Below are 14,032 nucleotides of genomic sequence, written 5' to 3'. Positions count from 1 at the left end.
TAAGCATCTCATAACATTAACCTTGCCAACGACTACGGTCTAAGGATCGGTATTGGATGGCCTCAGCCACGTGTTCTGCCTGAATACGCGGGCTTGCAGAGAGATCGGCGAGGGTACGGGCCACTTTCAGCACCCGATCATAGCCTCGTGCGGAAAGTCCCAGTCGCTGAATGGCCATTTTAATAAGTTGCGTTCCTGTGGTGTCTAACTCGGCGTGTTTGCGGACAAGGCGAGCGCCCATTTGGGCATTGCAATAAACCCCCATCTCTCCCCGAAATCGTTCTTGTTGGATTGCACGCGCAGCTTCCACCCTTTCCCGAATGGCGGCGCTACTTTCGGAGACGGTGCGGCTATGCAACTCGTCGAACGGAACCGGAGACACTTCAATATGCAGGTCTATACGGTCCATCAGGGGGCCAGAAATCTTGGCGAGATAACGTTGTACTTGATGCGGCGAGCAAGTACACTCCCGTTTAGGGTTGTTCAGGTGGCCACACGGACAAGGATTCATACTGGCAATGAGCATAAACCGTGCGGGATAATCTACGGTATAGCGTGCCCGGCTGATTGTAATGTGTCCGTCTTCCAGTGGTTGCCGCAAGACCTCTAGCGCTTGTCGGTTAAATTCTGGAAGTTCGTCCAAAAACAGAAGACCATTGTGGGCCAGCGAAATCTCACCGGGCAAAGGATTGGAGCCCCCGCCACAAAGCCCAGCATCGGAGATGGTATGATGGGGTGCGCGGAAGGGTCGGGTGGCAATTAATCCGTGCTTGGCGCGGAGTTTCCCGCCTACAGAGTGAATTTTGGTGGTTTCCAGCGCTTCATCGGAGGTCAGGGGCGGTAAAATGGTTGGGATGCGTTGGGCAAGCATGGTTTTTCCTGCCCCCGGAGGGCCAACCATCAGCGCATTATGTCCTCCGGCAGCCGCTACTTCGAGGGCACGTTTTACATTTTCCTGTCCTCGAACGTCGGACATATCTACCGCATAGACTTGGGCTTCCTCGAAAAGTGCGCCCAAATCTCGTTCAAAAACCGGAATTTCCTCCCGTCCAGTGAGGTGTTGAAATGCCTGACGGATGTGTTGAACCGGAAAAACCCTGATCCCCTCTACCACAGACGCTTCTGCGGCATTTTCAGCCGGTAATAGCAGATTCGTCCGGCCTTCCTTACGGGCTTGAAGGGCAATAGGCAGAACGCCTTTTACAGGCCGGAGCGCACCATCCAGTGCCAATTCGCCCAAAATGCAACAGGTGTCTAATTGCGCTTGTGGAATTTGGGCATCGTGTGCTGCAAGCAGACCCAAAGCAATGGGGAGATCATAGGCCGCACCTTCTTTTCGGACGTCTGCTGGTGCTAAATTGATGGTAATAGCGCCATGCGGTGTTTCGAGTCCTGCATTTTTTAAAGCAGCCCAGATGCGGTCGCGGCTTTCACGGACGGCTCCGTCTGGTAGCCCGACAACCGTGTATCGAGGAAGTCCGTTGGCAATATTGGTCTCAATCTCAATGGGAAAGGCAGAGATGCCCTGTACGGCACTGCTCCAAACGTGGGAAAGCATGGGATTGGGGATTGGATGTCTGGTCAAATTTTCGGTTAGACACCGGATCAGGGCGTTTCATAACCTGAGCGCCAAGGCACGGTGTAAAAAGAAACCTTTGTTAAACGGCCTCAAACTCCTTATCCCTTTTGCATCTTTAGACAACGGCACCTAACAATCCTTTGTCGCCCATGCCCAACAAGTACTTCATCCGAGCCTCTTCTTGCATGTCACCTTTTGTCCCCTGAATAATAGGATTTGCACGGGCAATATGCGCCAGTAAGTGCCCATTGTTCACCCGTATGGAACCTCGACTCAAATGGGAGATGATTGACGTCTAAGCCATTTGGCCCATGGAGTACCAGTGCCCAAAGTGGAAACTCGGTTATGACCCGATGAAGGTCTTCTATATGGTTTTCTTCAAAACATGCAGGTAAGTACATTCAATCATATTTTTATGTCACTCCTAATAGGGCGCGGCAGGACAACATTCAAGGCAAAAAAGAAAACCAAAGATGACGCATTTGTTCCGACTGCCTTTTCTCTATCACCGCTCCACCAACTGAACATCGAGGCAAGCAAACCCACCGCCTTCAAAATGCTCCACACGTAGCTTGTGTTTACCCTTCAAAATGACTGGCACAACATCGGTGGTAGGCACATGGATGTCCCAGCGTTCCAGAATTAGCTTATCGTCCAGCCAAACCCGCACACCATCATCCGAGGTAATTTGCAAATTAAACGACCCTTTTGCATCGAAAGTGGTTTCTGCACGGGTTGCAAAGCGATCGGGTGGAATGGCCGCATCATTTTCGGGAGAACGCCACCAATTGTAGCCTAAGTCGCGGGTTTGGATGCTCCGAATGGGTTTTCTATCCAAAATTTGCCGGAAAGCTTCGGGATGTTTAAGCGGATGGGAAGCCTCATCGTAGGCAAAGAAATGTACGTCCCAACGCCACGCCGGCTCGATCCAGCGCGTTTCAAACAAATGGATTTGGTTGGCTGAAACAACTTCTCCAAAAGCCGTCTCGAACGCTGGCCCAGTATAAGCCAGTGTGATGGCTACTTCGTTACCAGATGCCCGCTCAGCCGTGATTTCAGCCGGAAAACGACCTGTTTGTGCCGATAAATTCTTGAGTCCTCTGATGGATTGTACCCGCCATTGTCCCGCTTTCCCCAAGACAGAGAACCGATACACATCCCCTGAAAGCGAGTCTAAGCGGATATGTGGATACCCAAAATTATACGGGCCATAGGCCGTCATCAGGATAAATTTTCTGCCTCTTGGATGATTGGCAGGGAGCATGGCATCCATACCGTCGGATAGGGGATTGGGCAAGCGCAGTCCTTTTAGACCCAAATCAGCGGAAAAATCCGCGATACTGATTTTATTTTCGGATTGCCAGTCTTCTAAACCTGTACCCCATTGGGCCACCTCGCTTAAGCCATTCCCATAAACCAGAATGTCTGCAGAAGTTGCGTTTTTCACAGAAACGAAGCGCTCGGATGCCGTTACCTTATTGTTGTAGAACCGCAAATGTTGTCCACGCTCCACCTCCAATACGGTTTTGTGTCCAGTAAAACGATTGCTTGTCATGTGGTAGTGGCGGTTTCTAGTGTCGCGTTTTTGGGCATAAATCCAATCTTCTGGCTCTTTTTCTCTTTGCCATAGCCGGATTGCGGTTTGATCTCTTTGAAAGGAATTGTTTAGAATATTATTGAATTGCCCGTGTTCAATCGCAATGGCAATGCGGTTATCCGCAAAATCATTTCCTTGGACGAGGCTTTCAAAACTGTATCCTCCCCAAATGCCGTGATCGCACTCGTGGATGCGATTTTGGAGGATGATGCTCCGGCTAAAGGTCACTTCTATGCCATTGGTGGGCGCATGAGAAAAGTCGTTCCGATATAGCAAGTTGTCGTTACATCCGCCTTGTCCGGTATCCATGGTGCTTTGTCCGGCCCAGAGGAAAAACCCATCGCCGGAGTGTGTGGCCGAGTTGTAGGCAAAAATATTTTCGTTGGATTGTTCATAAATGAGAATCCCTGCCGAGTCTTGGCCACGTTGATAAAACCCGTGACTATATCCCCGCACATTCCAGTCTAAGCGGTTGTGTAGGATGCGGTTCCGACTGCTACGATACATCCCAATCCCCAAACCAGAATTGAAGGAAAAGTTATTGTTATAGATTAAACCATCGTTCACCCGCATCAGCATCAGGCCATTAAAGCCATTTTGGGCCTCCACCCGTCGGATGGTGGGTTTTTGGCAGTCTTTTAGGTAAAGCGCCATGCCATAGTTCAGCCATTCATCCTTTTCGTTTTGGTGAAAAGACAACCAATCATCTATGTTTTCGCGGGTACGCTGGCTTTTGAGTTTGGGCCGATAATTATAGCTCAGGCTCAGGTCTTCCAGTACCAGCCCTTCCACATTCTCTGCCATGAGGGCCACTTTATAGCCACGGATGGCGAGGTTTTTTAGGTGGATATTTTTGCCATTCTTAATCAGAATCCCCAATCCTCCAAATGAATCCGGACGGTTTACGTTGGGGCTTCCCCTCAGTATGGCCCCGCCAAAGTCTATGGTGAGGTTCTCTCCGGTAATGGTGAGTACGGGCGAGTCGAGGTTTTTTGCCCCGGAAAAATCATAAACCCCACCGGAAAAAGAAACGGAGCGGCTAATGACCTGACCTTGTTGTAAGGTATTTTGTCCAAAGGTCGCAAAGGGAAGGCATAACCAAAGTAGAAAAACAAAGCGTTTCATATGGATAACAATGGATTAATAGGGCCTTAATATTTATGTGTGAATATTTTAATTTGTCCAGTTTTGCGACCGTCCGATGGCCTTGGCCCAACCTACACGGCTCTCAGCCACTTTTTGTGGCGACGCAATGGGAATAAACCGTCTATCGGTGGCCCATAGTTCGGCAATTTCGTCGGTATTGCGCCAGAATCGAACCGTAAGACCCGCCAAGAAAGCAGCTCCGAGGGCCGTGGTCTCGGTGACAATGGGACGAATGACGGGCTTTTGGAGTAAGTCTGCCTGAATCTGCAAAAGCAAGTTATTGGCGGTCGCACCGCCATCCACACGCAATTCTTCGAGTGCAAATCCGGCATCGGCTTGCATGGCCTCCAGTAGGTCGCAGGTTTGGTGTGCCATGCTTTCGAGTGCCGCCCGTGCCAAATGAGCGGCTTTGGTTCCGCGTGTAAGTCCGGTAATGGTTCCGCGTGCATAGGGGTCCCAATAGGGCGCACCCAAGCCCGCAAAGGCCGGAACCAGGTACACGCCCTCGGTATCGGACACTTCGGCGGCCAATTGTTCCACCTCGCCCGAAGTTTGGATGATACCGAGTCCGTCACGAAGCCATTGTACAACGGCTCCGGCAATAAATACGCTCCCTTCGAGGGCATAAGTCCGGCAGCCATTCATTTCCCAAGCTACTGTTGTAATTAGGTTGTTTTCGGAAACAACAGGGGTTTCTCCTGTATTCATTAACATAAAACAGCCCGTTCCATAGGTATTTTTAGCCATGCCTTTTCGGTGGCAGGCTTGTCCGAAGAGGGCGGCTTGCTGGTCTCCGGCAATTCCCGCAATGGGTGTGAAGCCACCCAAAAGACCCGTATGCCCAAAAACCTCGCCATTGGTGCGAATTTCAGGCAAGAGGGCGTGCGGAATTTTCAATAGATCCAGTAATTCATCGTCCCATTGACCCGTATGTAAATTATAGAGCAACGTTCGGCTCGCATTGGTGGCATCGGTCGCATGAACTTTCCCATCTGTAAGGTTCCAAAGCAACCATGTATCCACTGTTCCGAAGGCTAATTCGCCCGCCTCGGCGCGTGGTCTTATGTCTGGCCACGTATCCAACATCCAGCGGAGCTTGGTTCCGGAGAAATAGGGATCCAGCAACAAGCCCGTTTTTTCTCGAAAGAGCGACAAGAGGCCGTAGTCCCGTAATTCATCGCAGATGAATGCTGTACGACGGTCTTGCCAAACAATGGCAGGACCGAGGGGTTTTCCGGTTTTGCGGTCCCATAGCAAAGTGGTTTCCCGTTGGTTGGTAATGCCTATGGCCGCAATTTCTTCGGGGGCAATACCGGAGGTAACGGCCTCCATCACCCGTTTTTGCGATTCCCAAATATCCATCGGATTGTGTTCCACCCAGCCCGGCTGCGGGAAAAACTGTTTAAATTCGCGTTGGGCTACGCCGTGAATTTGGCCGCTGCGGTCAAAAAGAATGGCACGGCTACTGGTGGTTCCTTGGTCTAAGGCGAGGATAAATCGCGACATGGGGTTTCTAATAGGTTATTGTTGAGGGAAAGATACGTCTGCATTGGACGAAGCGATTCAGTTTTCCACCCATGCCCATAAAAAAAGGGATGTCCACACAACGGTCGGACATCCCCCATAAAGTGGGCTGGCTGGGAGGCCAAACCCACAGGTTTCACGAATTGCACCACCACTTTATGAAACCTGAATCGGATAATACCGAGAGGGTTGAATGGGATGTGGTTGAATTCGACGAACAGGTCTTTGAAGCAGGCAATACAGCGATTTCGACCGATGGAACAAGGTTTTTTATCGAAAAAAGGTGGGGGGCTTCTGGGTGCGTATCGTCGCAGGCCAACAAAATCGGATGCTGGATCTGGCCTAAAAATGCCGTACCGACTTTGGATAGTGGAAAATTGTAGAGCACCATTTTCTGGATGGCTTTGGGCTGGTTTCGGGCCACCTCCAGCGCCAAAACACTGGTTTCGGAGTCTGCAACCACATAAGCATCTGCCAACTGGAGTTGTCGGAGGGTGTTTTCTATCTTTCCAACCGTTAGCGCTTGCGGGTCGAAGACCAACACCCGAAATTGTTGCTCCAGCGTTAATACAAGCCCCGCCCAATCCGTGGACGGCGTATCTAAGTTGGGGAGAAGCAATAGTACAGGATTGGAAACAGCACCGCGTTCACACATTCGGACGGTTCCGCCAGTTGTTTCGTAATCCGTATAATCAAAGAATACGGGTGTGGATTGGCACAATTCCACCAAAACGCCCTGTGTTTGTTTGGGATGTAGAAAAAAAATGCGCTTTCCGTCTGCTCCTGCTTTGGGCGCTTCGGCAAGCGGCTTGAAGCCAGCATCCACCAACCGACGCATGGCTTCGTCGGCATCGTCCACCTCAAATGCCAAATGATGTAAGCCCTGCCCTTTCGAAGCAAGGTACTTGGCAACAGGAGAAGACTCGTGTAGGGCTTCCAATAATTCAAGTTTAACGTTTCCGGCAGCCAGAAAATGGGTACGGACCCCTTCGCGTTCTACGGTTTCGGTTTTGTAGCGGACAATCCCCAAAATCGTGTTATAGAGGGCTTCAACGGTTTTTACGTCTTGCACCGCTATCCCAATATGCTCGAGTTTCATGTGTTACAGGATAAGTGGATAAACGCACCAATGGATTAGTTCTCAGACCAATTTCTGGTCTCCAATGGGCGTACTAAATGTAGGTCTGGCTGGGCTATTTTATAAACCCGCAAATACATAGTGGTTTTTGTACTGAAAATCCCGTCAATTTTGTGGACGCGGTTCATGATTTCGATGAGGTGCTGGTTGTTGCGGCACATCACATTAACCTCCAACTCATAATCTCCCGATATCATGGCAAGGAACGAGACTTCGGTAATGGCAGCAATTTCGGCAGCCACTTCGTCTATTCGCGAGGCGGGACGAACGGCAATTTGCACATGTGCATACACATTTAAGCCGATATGTTCTGGGTTTACACGTCCAAATACCGTGAGGGTTTTTTCCTCTGCTAGACGATGATAGCGGTTACGAATAGTCCCTACCGAGGCATTAAGCTCTTTTGCCAAATCAGTGAAAGACATTCGTCCATCTTTTTGAAGGGCGCGAAGGATGGCAAAGTCCAGTTCGTCTAATTGTATCACTGCCATTGGGATTGTGGGATTAGGTGGCGGAGGATTGTTGCGTAAGTCAAGGATAGTAATTTTTATTAGAGTTCGCAATGGGTGTGCCAACCATAAAACGATTTGTGGTTTAGGCGGCAAATACCCGTTTTCCGCCCACCCACGTCTCTTTAATCTTAACTTCCGGAAGTCGTTCCGGATCAACTGCAAGCGGCGAGGTCTCTAAAATTACAAAATCTGCGAATTTGCCCGGCGTAAGCGATCCGATCTGGTCTTCCATACTGTTGGCAATCGCTCCACCCATCGTGCATGCGTACAAACCTTCCATCACCGAGACCGATTCTTCGGGTGTGATGACGCCACCCGTGAGGTCGCGCCGGAAGTAGGCCGCATGTAGGTTTTCCAATGGATGAATTCGCTTTACGACAGGTGCATCCGAAGAAAATGCCACCGTTATGCCAGCCTCCAGCATAGATCGTATGGGGTAGCACTGTGCCAAAAAGGCATCATCTAAATATTGTCGGAAGTTTCCACCCAATTCCCGCAAAAACATCGGCTGTGGTGCTACCGCAATGCCAGCAGCCGACACCCGTTTCAGATGATCCGAATTCGGCAACCCCAAATGTTCTATACGGTGTCGGGCAGGCGAGGGCGTCTCCCGATATAAGCGCTCGTAGGTGGACAAAATACCTTCTATCGCAACATCGCCAATGGCATGTGTGGCAATTTTCCACCCTTTCTCGTGGGGTTCATGCGCCAATTCATAAAAAAAGTCTGGTGGTAAACGCAAAACGCCGAACTCGTTTGCAGTCCCACGATACGGACGGCTTACCGCCGAGGTCTTTCCACTAAGGCCGCCATCGGCAAAGAACTTGACTGTATTGATGGTCAAAAAATCGGAGGAAGAGCGTTCGGGCAGGGGCAATGCGGTCTTCCCACCATCTGGCAACCGAATAGGCATCACATTAAAACGCATTCTAAGGCGTTTTTCTGCCTCCATCTTTCGGTAAACCGTCAAGAGATCCGGCATTACCCCAGGATCTGTGGCGGTAGTGAAGCCATGTGCGAGGAGTGTTTCGGTTGCCGCCGAGATCATGGTAACGTAGTCGGCTTCGGTAAAGGCTGGAGCCGCACCAAACCCCAAACCTTGCGCCGTTTCTGTAAGGATCCCATTGGGGTAGCCATCTGGCCCCAAATGAATTTCACCACCAATGGGTGGAGACGTCTCTGCGGTGATGTCGGCATATGCAAGCGCTAAACTGTTCAAAACCAAGATATGGGCACACGTTCGTTGAACCAAAACGGGGCGATCTGGTACAACGGCATCCAAATCTTCGCGCGTAGGCATTCTACGCTCTAACATGGCTGCTTCATTAAACCCACGGGCCTGAATCCAGGCCGCCTCTGGACGCTCCGCTGCAAATGCCCGGAGTTGCTCTTGTAGATCGAGGATACTGGTGGTGCCACGCAAATCGAGTGTATGGGTTTGGAGATTTCCCACTTTCCAGACATGGATGTGCGCCTCCACAAATCCGGGAAGAAGGCATTGACCATTCAAGGAGTAGTGTTCGGCATCAGGTGCAAGGTAGGTCAACTCTTTAAACGTACCAACCGCTCGTATGCGGTCATTCTCTACCCAAACCGCTTCTGCTTCGGGCATCTTCGGATCCATGGTCAGAATGGGGCCATTAACAAAAAGAATAGATGACATAGATTGAGGATGATTAGCAAATAATTCGTTTATTTTTATCGTACTTCATGGAACGGAATGCGGATTCACTTTTTGAAAAGTAGTAATTTTACCAACCTGAATTCGTTTTATTTATCTTAATTCGGATGGCAATCTCCAGTCCTTTCAGAAATTAAACCTTTTTTACTTTGCTAACCAATAAAACCATTGCTTTTTTGGGTGCAGGGAACATTGCCCGTGCCCTGATCGGTGGCCTCATCAGAGGCGGGAACGTCCGGCCAGATCAAATCTGGGCTACCCGAAGGAACCCCTATGCCCTTGAAGAATTAGCGCGTATGTTCCCCGGTCTTCATACCACTACGGCCAATGCCGAGGCCGCAAGCGTGGCCGATATTGTGGTACTTTCGGTGAAACCACAAAGTATTGCTGAAGTACTGGAAGACATTCGTCAGGTTATGACGCCACAAACACAAATTGTTTCGATTCTTGCAGGGATTACCACCAATTCTATCTGCGAAATATTGGCCCAGACCTTACCCGTCGTGCGGGCAATGCCCAATACGCCTGCGTTGGTGGATGCGGCTGCCACCGCTATTGCCGCTGGAACCTATGCCCAAAAGGAACATTGGGACGTAGCCTCAGAGATTTTTAAAGCAGTAGGACTGGTGGAGAAAGTGCCGGAATACCTGATGGATGCCGTTACCGGGTTGTCGGGAAGTGGTCCTGCGTATATTTATATGGTCATCGAAGCACTAACGGATGGAGGGGTAAACCAAGGGATTCCCCGGAGCGTGGCTTCAAAATTGGCCGTACAAACCGTTTATGGCGCAGCAAAGATGATGATAGAAACAGAAAAACATCCGGCGATTCTACGCGACGAAGTGACCACACCTGGTGGAACGACCATGGCTGCTATCGCGGACTTGGAGCGGAACGGCTTGCGAACCATGTTCATCAATGCCGTCGGTGCTGCCACCGAACGCGCCCACGCCTTAAGCAAGAAAAAATAATCTCCCTAAAAACGTGCTCATCATTCCCACCATAGTCCTACAAAACGGGATGTGTCTGTTCCGTACCGAATACCAGGTAGGGGCCAACCGCACGTTCTTTGACGATCCGGTCAAAATGGCCAAATTATGGCGGTTACAAAATGCCCGTACATTGCTGGTTTTTGATTATGACGCCGCCTATAGTGACAAAAATAATTTTGCCTTTATCGAGACCATCTGCCGAGAATTAGACATTCCGGTAATGGCTTCAGGTGGTGTACGCACCCCCGACGAGGTTGAAGCCTTGCTCTCGCTTCAGGTTCACAAAGTCATTGTGACGGCCCGTTCGCCCGAACAAATGCAAACCCTGTTCCGCTACTTTCCCTCCCACCGGATCGGCGTACACGTAAATGTTACCGAAAACCAGGTTGTCTGTGGTTCCGAGTCCTACGATGCTGTATCCTACCTAAAAGCATTGGAGCAAGCCCGATGTTATCGTGTGGTTTGTACGGTGCGCAATGCACAGCAACAGGCGGTTTTTGCCCCATCGGTCTTCCAAGCACTTGCTTCGGAGGTCCGGAGAATGAAATTAGTCATATCGGGAGGTATTTCGGATTATGCCAAACTGACCATCGCACGCTCCTTAGACAAGCGGATAGATGCTGTCATGATCAACCGTGCCCTATATGAGAACCGCTTTCCATGTCAGGCGTTTTGGTGCTGGCACGCCAAAGAATCTTTAGACCTTGATTGCTTCTCTACGGCCAAATTACGTGGGTAAAGGTGCTGCTGTACGCCACCAAATATAGGTTCTATCCAAAACAAACGGCCTCCCTTAACAAGTAGAGGCCGTTTTCGCATGATAACAAACGCTTATCTCCAACTTTTGAAATTCACATCAACTGGTTCGGGATTGTCCACCCAGTCGGCCACAAACACATTCGTGTCGCGGGTTGGTGTACGGCCAACATTACGATTGGAGGCAAAAACAATTTTTTTTCCGCTAAACGAAAACATCGGAAAAGCCTCAAATGTGCCCGATTTGGTTACCTGTTGCAAACCCGTACCATCTACATTTACCATAAAGATCGCAAATTCGCGTCCGGCCTCGCGTCCGGGGCGGTTCATACTGTGGTGGTTGGAGGCAAACAGTACGCGCTTACCATCCGGCGTAAAGAAGGGTGCCCAATTGGCCCCGGGCAACTGGGTGACACGTCGCACATTCTTGCCCTCAATATCAGCCACATAAAGGTCTAAAGCTTTCGGTTCCACTTGGTTTTGTTTAAGAAGCGCTTTATACGTTTCCGCTTCTTCTCCAACTTTAGGCCGACTGGCACGCCATACGATATGTTTGGAGTCACGAGAAAAAAAGGCGCCGCCGTCGTAACCAAGTTCGGTAGTAAGTTGCTTATGCTCGCCGGTTTGTAGGTTATAGCGCCACAATTCAAGATCGCCACTACGGGTAGAGGTATAAATAATCCACTTACCATCTGGCGAAACGGTTGCTTCGGCATCGTAACCGGAACCGCCAATCAGCACTTTGGGATTTTTGCCCTCTTTATCGGTTACATAAATATCATAGGAATCATAGATACTCCATACATATCGCCCTTGCGAAAACATTGCTGGAGGTGGGCATTCTTTGGCTGCGCCATGAGTAGAACCAAAGACCATCCGGCCATCCGGCAAGAAATAAGAACATGTGGTACGGCCTTTTCCTGTAGAGATCTCTTCATAGGCTTTTCCATTCGGCAGTTTTGAGCCATCGGCATTCATCCGATAAATCTGATCACAACCTTGCCCGTTAATCAGCCCCCAATCACTCTGAAAAATCAACTGTTTATCATCGAAGCTCCAATAGGCTTCTGCATTGTTGCCACCAAAAGTGAGCTGTTTGATGTTCCGGAGGTGTACCTCGCCCGTAAAGCGGAGGGAGTCTGTCGCAGGATTGTATCCCCCAGAAGTCACCTTATTTGGCCGTTCTTTCGGCGCAGAGCAAGCCGCAATACTTAGAAAAATCACAAACAAAACGTAAAATCGCATGGTTGATTATAATGTAATGGTGAAACAAAATAAGCCACTACGATACGAAGTTTAGCGAAATAGTATGATGAATGGCACAATAATTTTTTTCTGCCTAATTATATACTTAAAAGATTAAAATATATAATAACACAATAATATACAAGATGGCGACAAATTATTACACAAACCAATGCCCTCTTTCATTTAAATAATGCTATATGACAAATGATCCAACCGTCCTTAATGTTACCGCAACTCAGTTCGAGGAAGCGGTCATTCGGACCAGCTTTGAAAAACCCGTATTAGTAGATTTCTGGGCACCGTGGTGTGGCCCATGCCGAATGATTGGCCCGATATTGGAAAAATTAGCCGCCGAACAATCGGAGGTGTGGTCTTTGGTGAAACTGAATACCGACGAAAATCCGGACATCTCGGCGCGTTATCAGATTCGCGGAATTCCGGCGGTAAAGTTATTTGCTGGTGGAAATGTGGTGGCTGAATTCACGGGTGCGTTACCGGAGCATGCACTCCGGAAGTGGCTTTCCGAAAACATTCCGTCTCAGGAAAAAAAACTATTTGAAGAAGCCAAGCGCCACCTTGCCGAGGGAGAAACGGGCGCAGGGGTAGCCCTTTTAGAGGAACTCCTCGCCGAAAAGCCGCAACAATTGGAATATGCCCTATCGCTGGCCGAGGTTTTGCTCTTTAGCAATCCCGATCGCGCTTCAGAATTATTGGTCCCACACCAAAACGCCAAACTCTCGTCGGAGTGGTCGCGTATTTCCGGCCTGACCAGTTTGCTTACTTGGCTCACCACCCCGCCAGATACCCTTCCGGAAGGGCCAGGGAAGTCTATATTAGAAGCGGTTTTGGTGGCCATGCGGCAACAAGATTTTGCAACGGTCGCAGCGGGCCTTATTGAGTTACTCCAAAAAGATCGGACGTATTTCAACGATGCGGCCAAAACGCTGGGTGTTGCTTTTTTCTCGTATCTTGGTTTTGCACATCCGGTTGCCAAGCAATACCGACGTTCGTTTGATATGTGGCTCTATGCATAACCGCTTAACCACCCATTATTTCCCAGCCGTACCGCAAGAGAGGTAACATGGCACGGGCGGCGCCGGTGACTTCATGCACAAAGTGAGAGGTCTGCGCCACTTCGTTGGGAAGTTTTTTCATGCAGAAGAAGGACTTCCACTTCAGAAAATCGGCAGCAGGACTCTCACTTTCCTGTTCATACCCTTTGGGCAAACGCTTCAAGGCGCCGTCTGTCATAAGCGGCATCTTGGCACCTTCTAAGGCTTGCGCCATGTGTACAAATCCATGAGGATCATCCGAAATACGCTCCCGAAATTTCTTCAGGAGATCCGGTTCAGGATGCCAATAACCACCGCCAATGAACATTTCGCCCGGCTGGATGTGGATGTATAAATCTCCGATGCCTTTTGTGCCGCCATCCCGCGATAAAACCGCGCCCAGGTGGTTTTTATAAGGCGATTTGTCGGAAGAAAAACGGGTATCACGATAAATTCGGAAGAGTCCTTTTTTAGGATCGCCTAATAATGGGATCCCCTCCATTTGGCATTGCTGCCCGGCATCGTTCAACAAAGAACGCATTGGCGCCAACAATTCGGCCTCATATATTGGCTTATGGATCGCAAACCATTCGCGGTTGTTGTTCTCCGAGAGGTCGTGCAAAAATTGAAAGGCAACGGGGCTAAATCCTGTAAAAGGTGGTATATCGAGAGTCATTTCGGATTGAATAGGGTTGCAGAAACAGCATATGGCTTAAAGTACAACCTTTTCCGACCCGCAAACAAGCACTACAGCAGGCACAATTCTTGCATTCTACGGAACGAAGCCCTATTCATGGCGTTCAGTAA

12 protein-coding genes are annotated in these 14,032 nt (G+C 49.6%); 3 read left to right on the top strand and 9 right to left on the bottom strand.

Features of this window, described 5'->3' with window-relative positions; translation table 11 throughout:
* Nucleotides 1-16: 16 nt before the first annotated feature.
* The 7 genes from JNN12_16525 to JNN12_16495 form a co-directional block, all read right to left on the bottom strand.
* Nucleotides 17-1,558: a YifB family Mg chelatase-like AAA ATPase gene (locus tag JNN12_16525; protein MBL7979945.1), complete on the bottom strand. Its 1,542-nt coding sequence runs from the start codon at nucleotides 1,556-1,558 to the stop codon at nucleotides 17-19.
* Nucleotides 1,559-1,767: 209 nt separating this feature from the next.
* A complete protein-coding gene (locus JNN12_16520) occupies nucleotides 1,768-1,980 on the bottom strand; it encodes an FMN-binding negative transcriptional regulator (protein MBL7979944.1) in 213 nt (70 codons plus the stop codon).
* Between the two features lie 104 nt (nucleotides 1,981-2,084).
* Complete coding sequence (locus tag JNN12_16515) at nucleotides 2,085-4,301, bottom strand: right-handed parallel beta-helix repeat-containing protein (protein ID MBL7979943.1); 2,217 nt, start codon at nucleotides 4,299-4,301, stop codon at nucleotides 2,085-2,087.
* Nucleotides 4,302-4,349: 48 nt separating this feature from the next.
* A complete protein-coding gene (gene glpK, locus JNN12_16510) occupies nucleotides 4,350-5,828 on the bottom strand; it encodes a glycerol kinase GlpK (GenBank protein MBL7979942.1) in 1,479 nt (492 codons plus the stop codon).
* A 154-nt stretch (nucleotides 5,829-5,982) separates the two neighbouring features.
* Nucleotides 5,983-6,945, bottom strand: a complete 963-nt coding sequence (gene mce, locus JNN12_16505) for a methylmalonyl-CoA epimerase (protein MBL7979941.1) — start codon at nucleotides 6,943-6,945, stop codon at nucleotides 5,983-5,985.
* Nucleotides 6,946-6,980: 35 nt separating this feature from the next.
* Nucleotides 6,981-7,475 (bottom strand): Lrp/AsnC family transcriptional regulator, encoded by a 495-nt coding sequence (locus tag JNN12_16500; protein MBL7979940.1) that lies wholly within the window; start codon nucleotides 7,473-7,475, stop codon nucleotides 6,981-6,983.
* Nucleotides 7,476-7,578: 103 nt separating this feature from the next.
* On the bottom strand, nucleotides 7,579-9,159 hold the full coding sequence (locus tag JNN12_16495) for an amidohydrolase (protein MBL7979939.1): 1,581 nt from the start codon (nucleotides 9,157-9,159) through the stop codon (nucleotides 7,579-7,581).
* Between the two features lie 167 nt (nucleotides 9,160-9,326).
* Here JNN12_16495 and proC point away from each other — a divergent pair, with 167 nt between their 5' ends.
* Both proC and JNN12_16485 read left to right on the top strand, forming a co-directional pair.
* A complete protein-coding gene (gene proC / locus JNN12_16490) occupies nucleotides 9,327-10,148 on the top strand; it encodes a pyrroline-5-carboxylate reductase (protein MBL7979938.1) in 822 nt (273 codons plus the stop codon).
* Between the two features lie 13 nt (nucleotides 10,149-10,161).
* Nucleotides 10,162-10,908 (top strand): hypothetical protein, encoded by a 747-nt coding sequence (locus JNN12_16485; protein MBL7979937.1) that lies wholly within the window; start codon nucleotides 10,162-10,164, stop codon nucleotides 10,906-10,908.
* A gap of 92 nt (nucleotides 10,909-11,000) precedes the next feature.
* On the opposite strand, the gene JNN12_16480 is transcribed toward JNN12_16485, so the two are convergent.
* Nucleotides 11,001-12,170 carry a PD40 domain-containing protein gene (locus JNN12_16480; GenBank protein ID MBL7979936.1) on the bottom strand — a complete coding sequence of 390 codons (1,170 nt, stop codon included), beginning with the start codon at nucleotides 12,168-12,170 and terminating at the stop codon, nucleotides 11,001-11,003.
* Nucleotides 12,171-12,370: 200 nt separating this feature from the next.
* Between JNN12_16480 and trxA the strand changes: the two genes are divergently transcribed.
* Nucleotides 12,371-13,207: a thioredoxin gene (gene trxA, locus JNN12_16475; protein ID MBL7979935.1), complete on the top strand. Its 837-nt coding sequence runs from the start codon at nucleotides 12,371-12,373 to the stop codon at nucleotides 13,205-13,207.
* Nucleotides 13,208-13,211: 4 nt separating this feature from the next.
* On the opposite strand, the gene JNN12_16470 is transcribed toward trxA, so the two are convergent.
* Nucleotides 13,212-13,901, bottom strand: coding sequence for a DUF2461 domain-containing protein (locus JNN12_16470; protein MBL7979934.1), 690 nt, complete (start codon nucleotides 13,899-13,901; stop codon nucleotides 13,212-13,214).
* Between the last annotated feature and the right edge of the window lie 131 nt (nucleotides 13,902-14,032).

It is taken from the genome of Bacteroidetes Order II. bacterium (assembly GCA_016788705.1).
In the GTDB taxonomy this organism is placed as follows: Bacteria; Bacteroidota; Rhodothermia; order Rhodothermales; family UBA2364; genus UBA2364.
Note: the sequence above shows the minus strand (reverse complement) of the source record. Positions and strands in the feature narration are given on the sequence as shown.

Coding starts and splice junctions, on each gene's coding strand:
- JNN12_16525 (MBL7979945.1), bottom strand. CDS start 1,558: ATGCTTTCCCACGTTTGGAGCAGTGCCGTACAGGGCATCTCTGCCTTT.
- JNN12_16520 (MBL7979944.1), bottom strand. CDS start 1,980: ATGTACTTACCTGCATGTTTTGAAGAAAACCATATAGAAGACCTTCAT.
- JNN12_16515 (MBL7979943.1), bottom strand. CDS start 4,301: ATGAAACGCTTTGTTTTTCTACTTTGGTTATGCCTTCCCTTTGCGACC.
- glpK (MBL7979942.1), bottom strand. CDS start 5,828: ATGTCGCGATTTATCCTCGCCTTAGACCAAGGAACCACCAGTAGCCGT.
- mce (MBL7979941.1), bottom strand. CDS start 6,945: ATGAAACTCGAGCATATTGGGATAGCGGTGCAAGACGTAAAAACCGTT.
- JNN12_16500 (MBL7979940.1), bottom strand. CDS start 7,475: ATGGCAGTGATACAATTAGACGAACTGGACTTTGCCATCCTTCGCGCC.
- JNN12_16495 (MBL7979939.1), bottom strand. CDS start 9,159: ATGTCATCTATTCTTTTTGTTAATGGCCCCATTCTGACCATGGATCCG.
- JNN12_16480 (MBL7979936.1), bottom strand. CDS start 12,170: ATGCGATTTTACGTTTTGTTTGTGATTTTTCTAAGTATTGCGGCTTGC.
- trxA (MBL7979935.1), top strand. CDS start 12,371: ATGACAAATGATCCAACCGTCCTTAATGTTACCGCAACTCAGTTCGAG.
- JNN12_16470 (MBL7979934.1), bottom strand. CDS start 13,901: ATGACTCTCGATATACCACCTTTTACAGGATTTAGCCCCGTTGCCTTT.